15 protein-coding genes are annotated in these 15,544 nt (G+C 74.9%); 2 read left to right on the forward strand and 13 right to left on the reverse strand.

Annotation, left to right across the window (positions count from 1 at the left end; all coding sequences use genetic code 11):
• Position 1 precedes the first annotated feature (1 nt).
• The gene (locus ACH4F6_RS17285) at positions 2–928 is read right to left on the reverse strand and encodes a DUF4349 domain-containing protein (RefSeq protein WP_397960995.1); all 927 of its coding nucleotides are present in this window, start codon (positions 926–928) and stop codon (positions 2–4) included.
• Positions 929–1,089: 161 nt separating this feature from the next.
• On the opposite strand from ACH4F6_RS17285, the gene hemG reads away from it, so the two are divergent.
• Positions 1,090–2,553, forward strand: coding sequence for a protoporphyrinogen oxidase (gene hemG / locus ACH4F6_RS17290; protein WP_397960996.1), 1,464 nt, complete (start codon positions 1,090–1,092; stop codon positions 2,551–2,553).
• A gap of 5 nt (positions 2,554–2,558) precedes the next feature.
• Positions 2,559–3,290: a hydrogen peroxide-dependent heme synthase gene (gene hemQ / locus ACH4F6_RS17295; RefSeq protein WP_397960997.1), complete on the forward strand. Its 732-nt coding sequence runs from the start codon at positions 2,559–2,561 to the stop codon at positions 3,288–3,290.
• Here the strand turns inward: hemQ and ACH4F6_RS17300 are convergent, their stop codons facing one another.
• The 12 genes from ACH4F6_RS17300 to ACH4F6_RS17355 form a co-directional block, all read right to left on the reverse strand.
• Complete coding sequence (locus tag ACH4F6_RS17300; RefSeq protein ID WP_397960998.1) at positions 3,291–4,877, reverse strand: alpha/beta hydrolase; 1,587 nt, start codon at positions 4,875–4,877, stop codon at positions 3,291–3,293.
• 208 nt (positions 4,878–5,085) lie between these two features.
• Positions 5,086–5,868, reverse strand: a complete 783-nt coding sequence (locus ACH4F6_RS17305) for a TIGR04222 domain-containing membrane protein (protein ID WP_397960999.1) — start codon at positions 5,866–5,868, stop codon at positions 5,086–5,088.
• A gap of 109 nt (positions 5,869–5,977) precedes the next feature.
• Positions 5,978–6,763 carry a DUF4142 domain-containing protein gene (locus ACH4F6_RS17310; RefSeq protein WP_397961000.1) on the reverse strand — a complete coding sequence of 262 codons (786 nt, stop codon included), beginning with the start codon at positions 6,761–6,763 and terminating at the stop codon, positions 5,978–5,980.
• A gap of 236 nt (positions 6,764–6,999) precedes the next feature.
• Positions 7,000–8,298: a DUF692 domain-containing protein gene (locus ACH4F6_RS17315; protein WP_397961001.1), complete on the reverse strand. Its 1,299-nt coding sequence runs from the start codon at positions 8,296–8,298 to the stop codon at positions 7,000–7,002.
• A gap of 112 nt (positions 8,299–8,410) precedes the next feature.
• Positions 8,411–9,112, reverse strand: coding sequence for an aminoacyl-tRNA hydrolase (locus ACH4F6_RS17320; protein WP_397961002.1), 702 nt, complete (start codon positions 9,110–9,112; stop codon positions 8,411–8,413).
• A 76-nt stretch (positions 9,113–9,188) separates the two neighbouring features.
• The gene (locus ACH4F6_RS17325) at positions 9,189–9,380 is read right to left on the reverse strand and encodes a hypothetical protein (RefSeq protein ID WP_397961003.1); all 192 of its coding nucleotides are present in this window, start codon (positions 9,378–9,380) and stop codon (positions 9,189–9,191) included.
• On the reverse strand, positions 9,377–10,252 hold the full coding sequence (locus ACH4F6_RS17330; protein WP_397961004.1) for a polysaccharide deacetylase family protein: 876 nt from the start codon (positions 10,250–10,252) through the stop codon (positions 9,377–9,379). The genes ACH4F6_RS17325 and ACH4F6_RS17330 overlap by 4 nt, the downstream gene beginning before the upstream one ends.
• Positions 10,253–10,394: 142 nt before the next feature.
• On the reverse strand, positions 10,395–11,777 hold the full coding sequence (locus tag ACH4F6_RS17335) for a PhoX family protein (RefSeq protein WP_397961005.1): 1,383 nt from the start codon (positions 11,775–11,777) through the stop codon (positions 10,395–10,397).
• Positions 11,778–11,867: 90 nt separating this feature from the next.
• Complete coding sequence (locus tag ACH4F6_RS17340; RefSeq protein WP_397961006.1) at positions 11,868–12,776, reverse strand: slipin family protein; 909 nt, start codon at positions 12,774–12,776, stop codon at positions 11,868–11,870.
• A 135-nt stretch (positions 12,777–12,911) separates the two neighbouring features.
• Entirely contained in the window at positions 12,912–14,402 is a 1,491-nt protein-coding gene (locus ACH4F6_RS17345; protein WP_397961007.1) for a SulP family inorganic anion transporter, read from the reverse strand.
• Positions 14,399–14,980 carry a carbonic anhydrase gene (locus ACH4F6_RS17350; RefSeq protein ID WP_397961008.1) on the reverse strand — a complete coding sequence of 194 codons (582 nt, stop codon included), beginning with the start codon at positions 14,978–14,980 and terminating at the stop codon, positions 14,399–14,401. The genes ACH4F6_RS17345 and ACH4F6_RS17350 overlap by 4 nt, the downstream gene beginning before the upstream one ends.
• A 92-nt stretch (positions 14,981–15,072) precedes the next feature.
• On the reverse strand, positions 15,073–15,474 hold the full coding sequence (locus ACH4F6_RS17355; protein ID WP_397961009.1) for a hypothetical protein: 402 nt from the start codon (positions 15,472–15,474) through the stop codon (positions 15,073–15,075).
• Between the last annotated feature and the right edge of the window lie 70 nt (positions 15,475–15,544).

Genomic DNA, 15,544 nt, shown 5'->3' on the forward strand with positions numbered 1-15,544 from the left:
GCTACGGGCGGGCGGCACTTCGGTCCTGCCCGGCCCCGTCGGGCGCCGTCCGGCGCCGGCCGCGCCGCAGCCGCAGCCACACCAGCACGAGCACGAGGGCCACCGCGGCGAACGGCAGCACCGCGCCGAACACGACGGCGATCCAGCGCAGCATCGCCACGAACGCGTCCCAGCCGCCCGCGAGCGCGTCCAGGAACCCGGGCCCGTCGTCCTCCTCCGCCTTCTTCCCGACCGGCTCCTCGGCCAGGGTCAGCGTGACGGTGGCCATGCTGGTGCGGTCCTTCAGGGACGCCTGCCGGGCGAGCAGCGCCTCCAGGTCGGCCTGCCGCCGGCTCAGCTCGCCCTCCAGGGTGACGACGTCGTCCAGCTCGGTGGCCTGCTCCATCAGCGCGCGGATCCGGGCGACGCTGGCGCGCTGCGACGCGATACGGCTCTCGACGTCGACGACCTGGTCGGTGACGTCCTGCGCCTTCGCCGTGCGCTCCAGCAGCCGGCCCGCGCCCTGGAGGCCGGTGAGGACGTCGTCGTACTTCTCCACCGGCACGCGCAGGACGACCCGGGTGTGCTCGGCGCCGTCCTCGTCGCGGGTGGTGGTCTCGTCGCCGACGTAGCCGCCCGCGTTCTCGGTGGTGGCACGGGCCTCGTCGAGGGCCTTCGGCACGTCCTCGACCTGCACGGTCAGGGTCGCGGTGCGGATGATGCGGTTCACGGGCGGCGTCGGCGCCGCGCTCGGCTGCGCGCCGCTCGCGGCCGCGCCCTCCCGGGCGGGCCCGGCCGCGCCGGCGTCCGCGGCGGCGGCCTTGTCGTTCGCGGCGGAACCGCTGCCCGCCGCGTCGTCCGCGCCGCTGCATCCGGTGAGCGCGACGGTGGCGGCGAGCAGGATCCCGGCCAGGGCGTGCAGCGGCCGTACGGGACGTCGTGTGCGCATGTGGGCGTACCCCCCGAGGGTCGTGGAACGGCTGTCGCTCCTTCGACGCCGGGACCGGCCGCGGCGTTGGACGGATCCGGTTCCGAAGCGGTCACGGTCGGGACTCGGCAGGGCCACACGGCCCTGGCACGGCTGCCTGCGGTGTCTGAGAGGGTGGAGCCATGAGCGGATCACACGAGGGCCCGGACCGCGCCGGCCACGTAGTCGTCGTCGGGGCCGGCATCGCGGGACTGGCCGCGGCCCACCGGCTGGTGCGGCGCGGGGCGCGCGTCACCGTGCTGGAGGCGGCCGACAGGGCCGGCGGCAAACTGCGGGTCGGCAGCGTCGAGGGCGTCCGGATCGACCTGGGCGCCGAGTCGATGCTGGCCCGCCGTCCCGAGGCGGTCGCCCTCGCGCGCGAGGTGGGACTCGCCGACCGGCTCCAGCCGCCCGCCACCGCCACCGCCTCGATCTGGACCCGCGGCGCCCTGCGTCCCATGCCGAAGGGGCACGTGATGGGCGTGCCCGGCACCGCCGCCGCCGTCGCCGGAGTCCTCTCCGACGAGGGCCTCGCCCGCATCGAACGCGACGCCGGCCTGCCCCGCACGGAGACCGGCGAGGACGTGGCGGTCGGGGAGTACGTGGCGGCGCGCCTCGGCCGCGAGGTCGTCGACCGGCTCGTCGAGCCCCTGCTCGGCGGCGTCTACGCCGGCGACGCCTACCGCATCTCGATGCGTTCGGCGGTCCCGCAGCTCTTCGAGGCCGCCCGCAGGCACGACTCGCTGACCGAGGCCGTCCGCGGCATCCAGGCCGAGGCCGCCGCGAACCCGCGGACCGGGCCCGTGTTCACGGGCATCGAGGGCGGCGTCGGCACCCTGCCCCGGGCGGTCGCCGACTCCGTCACCGCGCACGGCGGCGAGATCCTGTACGGCCGTGCGGCGACGGAGCTGCGCCGGGACGCCCACGGCGGCTGGCGCGTGACGGCCGGCGACCTCGCCCTGCGCGCCGACGCCGTGGTCGTCGCCGTTCCCGCGCCCGCGGCCGCCGACCTGCTGGCCGCCGAGTCCCCCGCGGCCGCCGCCGAACTGCGCACCGTCGAGTACGCCTCGATGGCCCTGGTCACCCTCGCCTACCGCCGCGCCGACGCCTCCCTCCCCGAGGGCAGCGGCTTCCTCGTCCCGCCCGTCGACGGCCGCACCATCAAGGCGTCCACGTTCTCCTCCCGGAAGTGGCGCTGGAGCGCCGAGGAGAACCCCGACGTGCTCGTGGTGCGCACCTCCGTCGGACGGTACGGCGAGACGGAGATCTTCCAGCGTGACGACGCCCACCTCGTCGACGTCTCCCGGCGGGACCTGAAGGCGGCCACCGGCCTCGACGCCACGCCGCTGGACACCCTCGTCACCCGGTGGACGGACGGCCTGCCCCAGTACCCGGTCGGCCACCACGCGCGCGTGGCCCGCATCCGCGAGCACGTCGCCGGGCTCCCCGGGCTCGCCGTGTGCGGCGCCGCGTACGACGGGGTCGGCATCCCCGCCTGCATCGCGAGCGCGTACGCGGCGGCCGACCAGATCGGCGGCGACCTGCGGGCTGTGCAGGAGCTCACCGCCCACCCGGTGCAGAGCCTGCACGGCGGAGCGGGAGAATGAGAGCCATGAGTGACGACGCCCCCACCACCGAGCCCGGCAGGATCCCGAACAAGGGCAAGCTGGCCAAGGACCTCAACGAGGTCATCCGCTACACGCTGTGGTCCGTCTTCAAGCTGAAGGACGTGCTGCCCGAGGAGCGCGGCGGATACGCCGACGAGGTCCAGGAGCTGTTCGACCAGCTCGCCGCGAAGGACGTGACGGTCCGCGGCACCTACGACGTGTCCGGGCTGCGCGCCGACGCCGACGTCATGATCTGGTGGCACGCCGAGACCAGCGACCAGCTCCAGGAGGCGTACAACCTCTTCCGCCGCACGAGGCTGGGCCGCGCGCTGGAGCCGGTCTGGTCGAACATGGCGCTGCACCGCCCCGCCGAGTTCAACCGCTCGCACATCCCGGCGTTCCTCGCCGACGAGACCCCCCGCGACTACGTCAGCGTGTACCCGTTCGTGCGGTCCTACGACTGGTACCTGCTGGACGACGAGGACCGCCGCCGCATGCTCGCCGACCACGGCAAGATGGCCCGCGGCTTCCCGGACGTCCGCGCCAACACGGTCGCCTCGTTCTCGCTGGGCGACTACGAGTGGATCCTGGCGTTCGAGGCCGACGAGCTGTACCGCATCGTCGACCTCATGCGCCACCTGCGCGGCTCCGAGGCCCGCCGGCACGTCCGCGAGGAGGTCCCGTTCTTCACGGGGCGCCGCAAGTCGGTGGCCGACCTGGTCGCCGGCCTCGCCTGATCAGCCCTTCGCCCGGACCGCCGCCTTCTCGGGGCGGTCCGCCGGCCTCGGCTCCGGGCGCGGCGCGCAGGCGGCGCGCCGCGCCGGCAGCCGCCCTTCCAGCAGGTACGCCTCCAGGTGGCCGTTGACGCAGCGGTTCGGCCCGCCCGCGATGCCGTGGGTGCCGGCGTCCCGCTCCGTCACCAGGACCGAACCCGTCAGCCGCCGGTGCATCTCCAGGGCCCCGGCGTACGGTGCGGCCGCGTCCCGCTCGGCGGCCAGGACCAGCGTCGGCGGCAGTTCGCCCGGCCCGGTCCGCACGTCCAGCGGCTTCTGCCGCGGCGCCGGCCAGTACGCGCACGGCAGGTTCGTCCACACGTTGTCCCACGTCTCGAACGGCGCGACGCGCGCGAGCCGCGTGTTGTCCCGGTCCCAGACCGTGAAGTCCGTCGGCCAGGGCGCGTCGTTGCACTCGACGGCCGTGTAGACGGCGCTCGCGTTCTCCGCGTCCGCCGCCGCCGCGCGGTCCGGGGCGGCGAGCGCGACGAGCGGTTTCGGGTCGCCCTGGAGGTAGGCCGACAGGGCCCGCGCCCGGGACGGCCAGTAGTCGTCGTAGTACCCGGCCTGGAGGAACGCGGCCTGCAGCTGTCCGGGTCCCACGGTCCCGCCGGCCGGCTCGGTGGCCAGCCGTGTCCGCGCCCGCTCGTAGCTGCGCAGCACCCGCTCCGCGGTGTCGCCCAGTTCGTACACGTGGTCGTGCCGGGCGACCCATTCCCGGAAGTCCGCCCAGCGGCCCTCGAACGCCGCCGACTGGGCCAGGTTGTTGCGGTACCAGATCTGCGCGGGGTCCGGGTTCACGGCCGAGTCGAACACCATCCGCCGCACGTGCGAGGGGAACAGCGTCGCGTACACCGCCCCGATGTAGGTGCCGTACGACGCGCCCACGAACGTCAGCCGGTCCTCCCCGAGCGCGGCCCGCAGGACGTCCAGGTCGCGGGCGTTGTTGAGGGAGTTGTAGTGCCGCAGGGCGCTGCCCGCCCGCCGGCCGCAGCCGCGCGCGTACGCCTTCGCCTGCGTGATCCGCTCCCGCTTGTACGCCTCCGAGGGGTGCGTCGGCGCCGCCGAGGGCGCCGTGTTGACGTGCCCGGCGTCCTGGCAGGACAGCGGCGCCGAACGGCCGACGCCCCGCGGGTCGTAGCCGACCAGGTCGTACGCGGCCCCGAGGCGCTTCCACTCGGGCAGCTGCCCGACCTGCGGGAAGTACAGGCCGGAGGCGCCCGGTCCGCCCGGGTTGAAGACCAGCGCGCCCTGCCGGGGCACCCGGCGCTTGCTGTTGCGCGGGTCGCGCTGGGTGGCGCGGACCCGGCTGACGGTCAGCCGGATCTGCTTGCCCCTGGGCCGCGCGTAGTCGAGTGGGACGGAGACCGTGCCGCACTGCACCCCGTCCGGCAGGCCCCGCGCGCCGGCGCACTTGCCGAAGACGATGCCCTGCTCCGCGGCGCGCGCGGCGGCGAGCGCGACGCCGGAGCCCGGGGCGGCGTCCGCGGGGGCGGAGAGGGTGGTCAGGAGCAGGGCTCCGGCGGCCGGGTAGAGGGCGGCGGCTCTCATCGGGTGTCCCTTCGGTGCGCGGCGGCGACAAAAGGGATGTTTGGTGTGGCCGTCGAGGAAGGCAAGCACCGCCCGAGGGTGTCGGCGCCAATGCCCCGTGTGCGCCCCTCGGAACCTGGACGCGCCCCGGGAACCGGGACGCGTTCTCCGGCCGCGACGCGCGCGGGAGGCGGCTCGCCCCGAACCGGGAAGCGTCCGCGGCGGTTCCTCAGCCGCGGACGTACGGCTCGCGGTGCGCGAAGGCCGCCCGCAGCTCCGGCTCGCCGACGGCCCGGATCCCGTGCACGGCGACGGACGTCAGGTAGGCGCGGTCGTCCCGGTCGCCGTCGCCGCCGGCGTGCCGGATCAGTGCGCCGAGCAGCCGCTGCCCGGCCGGGGAGGCCCAGCGCGCGTACGGGTGCACCTCGACGCGGGCGATGGCCAGGCAGCTCAGGGTGAGCGCGAGGGGCAGCGCGAACCAGAGGGCCATCAGGGTGCGCGGCATGTCCGAGGGGGTGGGCATCAGCAGCGCGACGGCGCCCAGCACGAGCACGGCGACGGCGGCGCCCCGCACCTGCCGCACCCCCGCCGCGACCGTGGTGCGGGCCCCGTCGGGCACCGCGAGGCCGGCGCCGACCAGCCGGTCGGCGAGGCCGCGCACCGCGTCCGCCGCGGCCGCGGCGGCCCGTACCGGTGCGATGCGGGACTGTCCCTCCGGTCCGATGGCGCCGATGACCGACCGCTCGATCTCGTCCCGCCCGCGCGGGTCCACGACGGTGGCCCAGCCGGTGTGGGCGAGCAGCAGCCGCCGCTGCCGCGCCATGGACACCAGGGTCAGATCGGCGACCCGGCGCGGGCCGCCGGAGAGGAACGCCGCCTCGTAGAGCGTGAGGTCGTGTCCCCGGCCCGCGTCCGCGTCCACGGCCGCGGCACGGACGGCCGCCAGGCACAGCCGTGTGCACGCCACGCCGGCGACGGCCCAGGCCGGCAGCAGGAGGAGGACCCAGAACATGCCGTTTTTCTATGCGGGCGCACAGGGAAACGCCATACCTCGTTCACTATCCGGACGGAGCGTTGTGGATATGTGACGTTCCGGTGGTCTTCGTTCCGGCGCGGCGCCGTCAGGTGCCGTCCTGCGGCGGCGGTCCCGACACGGCGGGCGGGAGGGAGGGGGCCGGGGGCGGCGACGGGGTGACCGGCACGACCTCGCCGGGGCCGGCCGCCGGCCGCACCGGGACGGGGGAGCCGGCCGGCGACGGGGTGCCCGTGGACGCCAGCTCCCGGGCGATCGCGTCGAAGTCGACGTACCCGGTCGCCTCCAGGACCGTGATGTGGTCCAGCACGGTGGTGTTGGCGTCGTCGGCGAGGTTGCGCACCAGCGCGTTGCCGGTGCTCGCCCGCACCTGGGCGACGACGGGGAACACCCGGCCGTGCGCCAGCCGCAGGATGTTGGCGAACTTCCGGTCGAACTCCACGCCCTGTGCCGCGTCCAGCTCCTCCAGCCAGCCCTTCTGCTGGTCGTCGGGTTCGTTCGGCAGCGCGAGCCCGAGCTGTGCGGCGACCGACCGTGTCCGCTCGTCCAGGAAGGTGTGCCCCTCGACGAGGTGCCGCCCCGCCGTCCGCACGGCCTCGGTGGTGCCCTTGCGCTGCGCCAACCGGCCGGCCGGCAGCTCCCACAGGCCGGCCAGCCGCACCTTGGTGACGAAGTCCCGGTCGAGGCCGGACAGCGGGCCGTACTGCGTCGCCACGGTCTGCGCGTTCAGGACGTCCGCGCTCGCCGGCGGCTGCTCCTCCTCGTACGACCAGATCGGGTACGCCAGCGCCACGAAGGTCGCCGCCAGGCCCGTGATGATGAGCCCGGTGCCACTGAAGATGCCTCTGCCCTTGACCGGGGGTCGCGGTCGCATGGTGCCTCCTGCTCACGGCACCGCACGCCGGTGTGGATCGGGTGCGGGACTGGCATGTTACTGCGGCCGCCACGCCGACTGCCTTACGGGACCGAAGGGTTGCGTAAGGGGTATTCCGGGTGAACGGGAAGGTCCGGGTGGAGGGCGCAGGGCGGGAAGCACAGGGGAGAGGGGCATCGCGCCGCGCCGGCCCGGCCGAGGCGAGGGACCGCAAGGCCTGCGCCCGCCCCCGGGCCTCACCGGCCGATCAGCGACCGCCCCATCCGGGCCCACCGCGACCGCGGCCGCGGCGCCGGCCCGGACCGGTCCAGCCACCACGTGCGCAGCTCCCGCCCCGCCCGCTCCTCCGCCAGCCGCCCGCCGAGCAGCACCTGCTCGGCGAAGTCCAGGGCGTCCTGCCGGTAGCCGCCGCGCATCGGATGCCCCTGGGCGTACGCGAGGAACGCGGACCGGTACCCGCCGCCGAGGATCAGCGGCAGTTCCGGGGCGACCTTCGCCACCACGTCCGCCCGCTTGGCCGCGAGGGCCCGCGCCTGGACGCCGAGCCGTACCCGGTCGAAGCCCTCGGGGGCGGGCGTCCCGGCGACCAGGGCGGACAGCAGCGCGGCCTGGGCGAGGCCGAGGCGCTGACGGGCCGCGTCCGGCACGGCGACCGGGCTCTGCGGCCGCGCGGGCTCGGCCACGGCGGCCACCGGGGCGGTCCGGGTCCGCGCGCCCTCCGCCACGGCCTGCCGGATCGAGGTCAACTCCCGCTCCAGCTCGGCCGGTTCGGGGAAGTTCTCGTCGCGCTCCAGCAGCACGCCGGGCGGCGACACCCGGGACGCGAGGTCGGTCAGGACGTCGAGGACCGGGCGCGGGACCGGGTGGGCGTGGCTGTCGTGCCAGACGCCGTCCCGTTCGAAGCCGCCCGCGACATGGACGTACGCGAGGGCCTCCAGCGGCAGTTCGGCGAGCGCCTCGGCCGGGTCCTCGCCCCGGTTGACGTGGTTGGTGTGCAGGTTGGCGACGTCGATGAGCAGGCGCACGCCGGTGCGGTCGGCCAGTTCGTACAGGAACTGGCCCTCGGTCATCTCCTCGCCGGGCCAGGCGAACAGCGCGGCGATGTTCTCCACGGCGAGCGGCACGGGCAGCGCCGCCTGCGCGATGCGCACGTTCTCGCACAGCACGTCGAGGGCGTCGCGGGTGCGCGGCACCGGCAGCAGGTGCCCGGCCTCCAGGTGCGGGGAGGCGGTCAGCGGTCCGCCCGCCCGGACGAACGCGATGTGCTCGGTGACCAGCGGGGAGCCCAGGGCCTGCGCCCGCTCGGCGAGCGCCGTCAGCCGTCCCTCGTCGGGCCGGTCCGCGCCGCCGAGCCCGAGCGAGACGCCGTGCGGGACGACCGTGACCCCGCGCTCGCGCAGCCGCAGCAGGGAGTCGGGGAGGTGGCCGGGGCAGACGTTCTCGGCCACGACCTCGACCCAGTCGATGCCCGGCATCCGTTCCACGGCGTCCGCGATCTCCGGCCGCCAGCCGATTCCCGTCCCGAGTCGTGTCATGGCCCCCTCCTCCGTGCCCCCTCCGTGGTGACGGGGATATGACCCCGCCGCTCCGGCGCGAACCGTCCGCCGCCCTCCTTCAGAGCAACATTTGAGGTTCCGGGCCGACGGGCTACGCCCGGCGCAGGGCCGGGTGGTCGGCGACGACCGTGCAGCTCCCCGGCGCGATCTCGGTGAACCCCGCGTCCCGCACCAGCGGCAGCCCGCTCGCGGTCAGCTCACGCCACCGGTCCGGCTCCGCCGTCCGCACGGCGAGCGCGAACCCCGTGGCACGCCAGGCCGCCCGCTCCTGGTCCGACAGCTCCCACCAGGCGAGCTGCGCGCCGTGCCCGGCCTGGGCCATCGCCTTGCCCGCCGACATCTCGACCTGCGGGCTCATCCACAGCACCGGCAGCCCCGGGTCCGGCTCCGCCGGCCCCTGCGGATCGTCGAGATCGGTCCCCGACACCTGGAGCTTCGCCAGGTCCTTCGGCCAGCCGTCCAGCGGCACCGGCGGGAACACCCGCACCTCGGCGGCCTTCCCGGTCACCGTGATCCCGGGCAGCGCCCCGGCCCGCCGCCACTCGGCGCCCCGGGCCCGCCGCACGACCTTCCGGATCCGGGCGTCCTGCCAGTCCCGCACGGCCCGCGCCCACTCCCCGTCCCCGGCGGACCGCTCGTCGCTCAGCAGCACGAGCACGGCCCGGGCGGCGGTCTCCAGCGCGTCGGTACGGGCCGGGGGGTCGGCTTTCTCGATCCGGACGACGAGGGGCAGGACGAACTGCGGAGCCCGGTCACGGGGGTTCGGCTCGGTCTGGAAGGGACTCTCACTCACGTGGCGCAGGGTACTCGACCCGCGAACGGCGAGGACCTCCCGCGACCGCCGGACGGGCGAGGACCTCCCCCTCCCGTCACCCCGAGCAGGCGGTGCGCTGCGCCTCCTGCCACTCGCACACCGGGCACAGCGTGATCCCCTTGTACGACTCCGGGTACTCCGTGGGCTCCCGGCACAGCACGCAGTCCGCGTACGGCGGCCCGTCGGCCCTCGGCGGCCGGGTCGCGTCGGTCAGGCAGGAGTCGGTGTCGCCCGCGTCGTCGCTCATGGTTCCAGCGTACGAGAGGGCGCCGCGCTCACCGCCGGCCGCGCGCGGCCGGCGATCAGCTCGGACACCTTCACCAAGCGGTAGCCCCGTCGGCGCAGCTCGGGCACGATCGCGCGCACCGCCCGCTCGGTGGCCGGGGCGGCGCTGCGCGTGCAGTGCATGACCACCACCGAGCCCGGCCGCACGCCCTCCAGCACGTCCCGGGCCACGGCGTCCGCGTCCGTCGCGAAGGCGTCCCCGCTCACCACGTCCCACTGCACGACGGTCACTCCGGCGCCGCTCACCGCCCGCAGCGCGCGCCGGTCGTGACAGCCGCCGGGGAAGCGGAAGTACGGCCTGGCGTCCGGCACGCCGGCCTCGCGGAAGGCCGTGTACGCGCGTTCCACGTCCGCCCGCATCCGGTCCTCGGGCAGGGTCGGCAGGCCGTAGCAGTCGTCCGTGAAGGCGTAGTGGCTGTAGGAGTGGTTGGCGATCTCGAACAGCGGGTCACGGCCGATGGCGCGGGCCTGGAGCGGGTACTCCTCGGCCCACCGGCCCGTCATGAACACGGTGGCCGGGACCTTCAGCGCCCGCAGCGTCGCGATCAGCTCGGGGTTGTCGAACCGCTCGCCCGCCGCCGCGCGCGGTCCCTGGTCGGCGGTCATGTCGGCGTCGAAGGTGAGGGCGACGGTCCGGTCGCGGGTGCGGAGGGCGTGCGAGAAGACGGGCGCCGGACCGTCCGGGCCGGGGGCCGGCGTGTGCGGCCGGGGCGCCGCGGGCGAGGGCGGCGCGGGCGCCGGGCGGGCGGGCCGGGGTGGCTGGTCCGTGCCGCAGGCGGCGAGCGCGGCACCGAGGAGGCAGACGGCGGCGAGGCGGCGTACGGAAGCGATCACCGTATGAAGGTAGGAGGCGTAAAACAGCTTGTCTGTGGATATGGAGGCGCGTCCGATCCGCTGTCACCCGCCCGGCCCCCGGCCGGGGGGACGGGCGGGCCGCGGCTCGTCGCCGCCGGACGGACCGGCGGTCGCGGGGGGATCAGCGGCGCCAGGGGCCCGTCACCGCGAACGTCGTGCCGGGGGTGTAGCAGTTGACGTACATGGTCCGGCCGTCGGGGGAGAAGGTCACGCCGGCGAACTCGCCCCACTCCGGTTCCTCGGGCGTGCCGATGTTCTGGCGGCCGCGGGCCATCGCGTACACCTCGCCGCCCCGGGTCACGCCGAAGACGTGCTGGGCGCCGTTGCCGTCCTCGCAGACCATCAGGCCGCCGCCGGGAGCGAGGCAGATGTTGTCCGGGGACTCGCCGGGCAGTCGCACGTCCGTGTCCGGGCCGAAGACGATCACCAGGGTCAGCCGGCGGCGCTCCGGGTCGTAGCGCCAGATCTGGCCGTAGTGGTCGGCGGCGGAGCCGTCCGAGCCGCGCGCGAACGAGGACACGAAGTAGACGCACCGCCCGCCCCAGTAGCAGCCCTCCAGCTTCTGCGCGTGCGTGATGCCCTTCGGGCCGAAGTCCTGGAAGCGGATCGCGGTCCGCGCGGCCAGCGGGTCGGGCACGTCCACCCACTCGACGCCGTCGAAGGCCGCGCCCGTCTCCCGGATCGACGACAGGTCCGCGACGCCCGGCACGCGCATCGCCTGCAGCCGGCCGCCCGCCCGCAGCGAGCCCACCCCGCCCAGCGGCTTCTCGGGCAGGAAGCGGTAGAACAGGCCGAAGGGCTTCTCGAACGCGTCCTCCGTCTCGTAGACGACCCCGCGCCGCGGGTCGACGGCGATCGCCTCGTGCTGGAAGCGCCCCATCGCGGTGAGCGGGACGGCGCCGGTGCGGTGCGGGTCGGACGGGTCGACCTCGAAGATGAAGCCGTGGTCCTTGGTGTACCCGTTGGTGCCGGCCCGGTCCTCGGTCTCCTCGCAGGTCAGCCAGGTGTGCCAGGGGGTGGGGCCGCCCGCGCAGTTGACGGCCGTACCGGCGATCGCCACCCGTTCGTCGAGCACCCCGTTGTCCGGGGCGAGCGTCAGGGCCGTACAGCCGCCCTTGCCGGCCGGGTCGTACGTCAGGCCCTCGACGGTCGGCACGCCGTGCGCGGCGGTGTGGCGGTTCTCGTGGTTGCGGACCAGGTGGACGCGGCCCCGGCGGCCGGGGAGGGCCGTCATGCCGTCGTGGTTCGAGGGGACCGGGCCCTCGCCGGACCGCAGCCGCTCGCCCTCGCGGGAGAGGACCCGGTAGCGGAAGCCCTCCGGAAGGTCGAGCAGGCCGTGCGGATCGGGGACGAGGGGGCCGTAGCCGGTGTGGCCGAGGGCGCGGGCGGCGGCCGACTCCGTGAAGAGCTCGGACAGGGCCCCGGAGAACACGATGCCCGCACCGACGGCGCCGGTGCGGGCGAGGATCTGACGGCGGGTTGCCGCTTGACGGATTTCCGACATGGCGAAACCTTCCTGCTGGCGGACAGGAACTGTGGTCCCGCTGTGTCTACCACTTGCCGCGCGCCTCGGGAACAACGCGCGTAGCGCGCGTCACCGGGTGACGGCCCGCGGCGGCGACTGCGACGGGGACGGCTTCTGGTCGAGCGGTCGCGGCGGTGACGGGGGCGGTTGCTGGTCGAGCGGCCGCGGCTGTGACGGGTGCCGTCCGGTCTGCTGGGCCGGGCCCGGGACGGGCTGGGGCTGCTGGGCCCTCTCCAGGAAGCGCAGCAGCTCCACCGGGATCGGCAGCACCAGCGTGGAGTTCTTCTCCGCCGCCACCGCCATCACCGTCTGGAGCAGCCGCAACTGCAGCGCGGAGGGGGTGTCGGCCATCTGCTGCGCCGCCTCGGCCAGCTTCTTCGACGCCTGGAACTCGGCGTCCGCGTTGATGATCCGGGCCCGCCGCTCACGGTCGGCCTCGGCCTGGCGGGCCATCGAGCGCTTCATCGTGTCGGGCAGCGACACGTCCTTGATCTCGACCCGGTCGATCTGCACGCCCCAGCCGACCGCCGGGCTGTCGATCATCAGCTCCAGGCCCTCGTTGAGCTTCTCCCGGTTCGACAGCAGGTCGTCCAGTTCGCTCTTGCCGATGATGGACCGCAGCGAGGTCTGCGCCATCTGCGAGACCGCGAACCGGTAGTCCTCGACGTTGACGACGGCCGCCGTCGGGTCCACCACCCGGAAGTAGACGACCGCGTCCACGCGCACGGTCACGTTGTCGTGGGTGATCCCCTCCTGGGCGGGCACCGGCATCGTCACGATCTGCATGTTGACCTTGCGCATCCGGTCGACGGCAGGCACCACCATGGTGAAGCCGGGCGGACGGACGTCGCCGATCACCCGGCCCAGCCGGAAGACGACCCCGCGCTCGTACTGCTTGACCACCCGTGCGCCCGCCACGAAGTACGCGAATCCCGCGACGCCGACCGCCACGGCCGCCGTCAGCAGTTCCTCGAGCATGACGACCTCCTCCACGAGGCATGAGGAGCCAGGAATGTCTGCTGCTGTAACGATATGTCCGTTGCCGGGTCCGGGGCCATGCCCGGACCCGGCAACGGACCGGAACCGCGGAGGCGGGAGTGCGCCTCGCCCCGTTCAGGCGGCCGTCGTCATCCTCACCGGCTCGGTGCCGGCCGCGCTGTGCCGCTCGGCCCACGTCTCCAGCGCCGTGCGGCAGGCGTGGTCGAGGTGGTGCAGGCCGCGCAGGTCCAGTTCGACCGGGCGGTCCTGCGGCAGGGCCTCCAGGCTGTCGAGGATCTTCGGCAGCCTGAGGAAGGTCGCGTTGCCCGACAGGTACGCCCGGACGGGGCCGGCGCCCTTGTCGACGACCTCCAGCCTGACGTGCGAGGCCTCCCAGGCCGTCTTGACGACGGCGAGGGCCAGACCGATGAGGACGCCCTCGAACATGCTCACCGCGACGATCGACACGGCCGTGACCACCAGGATCAGCGCCTCGCCGCGGTGCTCGCGCCACAGCGCCGCGAGCGCGCGGAGCGGCACGAGCTTGGCGCCGGCGTGCACGAGGACGCCCGCGAGGGCCGGCAGGGGCACGTACGCCAGCACGTTCGGCAGCAGGGCCGCGAACAGCAGCAGCCAGACGCCGTGCAGCACCCGGGACGCCTTGGTGCGGGCGCCCGCCTGGACGTTGGCCGAGCTGCGCACGATGACCGCGGTCATCGGCAGCGCGCCGAGCGCGCCGCAGACGGCGTTGCCCGCGCCCTGCGCGACCAGTTCCCTGTCGTACTCGGTGCGCGGCCCGTCGTGCATCCGGTCCACCGCCGCCGCGCTGAACAGCGACTCGGCGGACGCGATCAGCGTGAAGGCGGCGACCGTGCCCAGCAGGCCGAACCCCGCCAGTTCACCGAAGGCGTCCAGGGAGGGCGGCTGGATCGAGCCGAGCAGCCCCCGCACCTCGACGGTGGCCACGGGCAGCGAGAGGACGAAGGCGGCCGCCGTCGCCAGCCCGACCGCCGCCAGCGGGCCGGGCACCGCGCGCACCTTCGCCGGCATCCGCTTCCACAGCACCAGCACCGCGACGGTGCCGGCCCCGAGCCCGAGGGAGGCCAGCGCTCCGGTGTCGCCGAGCGCGTCCACGAGCGCCCCCGGCAGCCCGGCCAGCTTCGCGGGGCCCGAGTCCGGCGCCTTCGCGCCGACGACCGAGTACAGCTGTCCGGCGATCAGCACCAGACCGATCCCGGCCAGCATGCCCTCGACGACGGAGATCGAGATGGCCCGGAACCAACGCCCCAGCCGCAGGACGCCCATCGTGATCTGGAGCACGCCGGTGACGAGCACGATCACGCCGAGCACGGGCAGCCCGAACTCCCGCACCGCCTCGAAGACCAGCACCGTCAGCCCGGCCGCGGGGCCGGACACCTGAAGGCTGCTGCCCCGCATCAGGCCGGTGACGACACCGCCGACGATGCCGGTGACGAGCCCGAGCTCGGCCGGCACGCCGGAGGCCACGGCCACGCCCACGCACAGCGGGAGCGCGACCAGGAAGACGACGAGCGAGGCGGCGAAGTCCTGCCGGAGGTGGGGGAACCGGGATATCCGCTGCGGGTCCCGGGTCGTCGCGGCGCTCACAGCGCCTCGAACGTGTCGGTGTCCACCCGGTGTTCGCGTACGGCGCCGGTGTGCACCTCGTAGTACCAGCCGCGCACCCGCAGCCGGCCGTCCGCCAGCCGCTTCTCCACGCACGGGTAGGAGCGCAGGCGCAGCAGCTGGGCGAGGACGTGGTTCTGCACCGCCCGCATCACGGTCGGGTCGTCGGGGTCGGCGGCCGCGGGCTCGTCCGCGGCGTGCGCGAGCCAGTCCCGGACGGCGGGCACGGCGTCGAGGTCGTCGCCGCGCACCAGCGCGCCGACGGCGCCGCAGTGCGAGTGGCCGCAGACGACGACGTCCTGGACGCCGAGCACCTCGACGGCGTACTCGATGGTCGCGGCCTCGCCGGTGGGGCGCTCGGAGCCGTAGGGGGGCACGATGTTGCCCGCGGTGCGCAGCTCGAAGAGCTCGCCGGGACGGGCGCCCGTGATCAGGGCGGGAACGACCCGCGAGTCGGAGCAGGTGACGAAGAGGACCTGTGGGGACTGGCCGTCGGCGAGCCCGGCGAACTCCTCAGGGCGCTGTCCGAAGGCACGGGCGTTGTCGATGAGGGGCTGCATGAGTGGTGACTCCTCCTGGCGCGCCGTGGGGGGCGCGTCGGGCGTGCAGGAAAACAGGACAGGTGGGGGAACCGCTGTTCTGCTCCGCTCCCTCAGCAGCGGAAGACCTGGAGTGCCGCCGGAGAGTGGCTCGCCACGTGTCTCGACGAGTGGTGGTACGGCGCGGCGGGGCCGCCCGGCCGGTGGGCCGGCGCGGGATCCTGTGCCGCCGGGACGCGCTCCTGGGGCGTGGAACCGGCCGCCGTGGTGGCGCGGTGGCGGTCGCGGGTGCGCAGGGGATCGCCGGGCGCCCCGGACCGGCCGCACGAGCGGGAGGTGACCGTCTCGCCCTGCGGGGGCTTGCCGGAAGACGTGATCCCGGGCCGGGTATCGGCCTCCGTGTGGCGGACCGTGGGCACGTGGGCGAAGGAGGGCGAGGACGCGAGGAACGGGAGGGCCAGCAGGACGGCGGCGAGGAGCGACACCAGGCTCCGGACTGTCGTGCCTCGGAACATGCGCCCCCCTCCGCGCCACACGTACCTCTGGTTCTGACCAACGGTTGGTCAACGGCTGGTCAAGAAACAC

The organism is Streptomyces sp. NPDC017936, assembly GCF_044328485.1.
Lineage (GTDB): Bacteria > Actinomycetota > Actinomycetes > Streptomycetales > Streptomycetaceae > Streptomyces.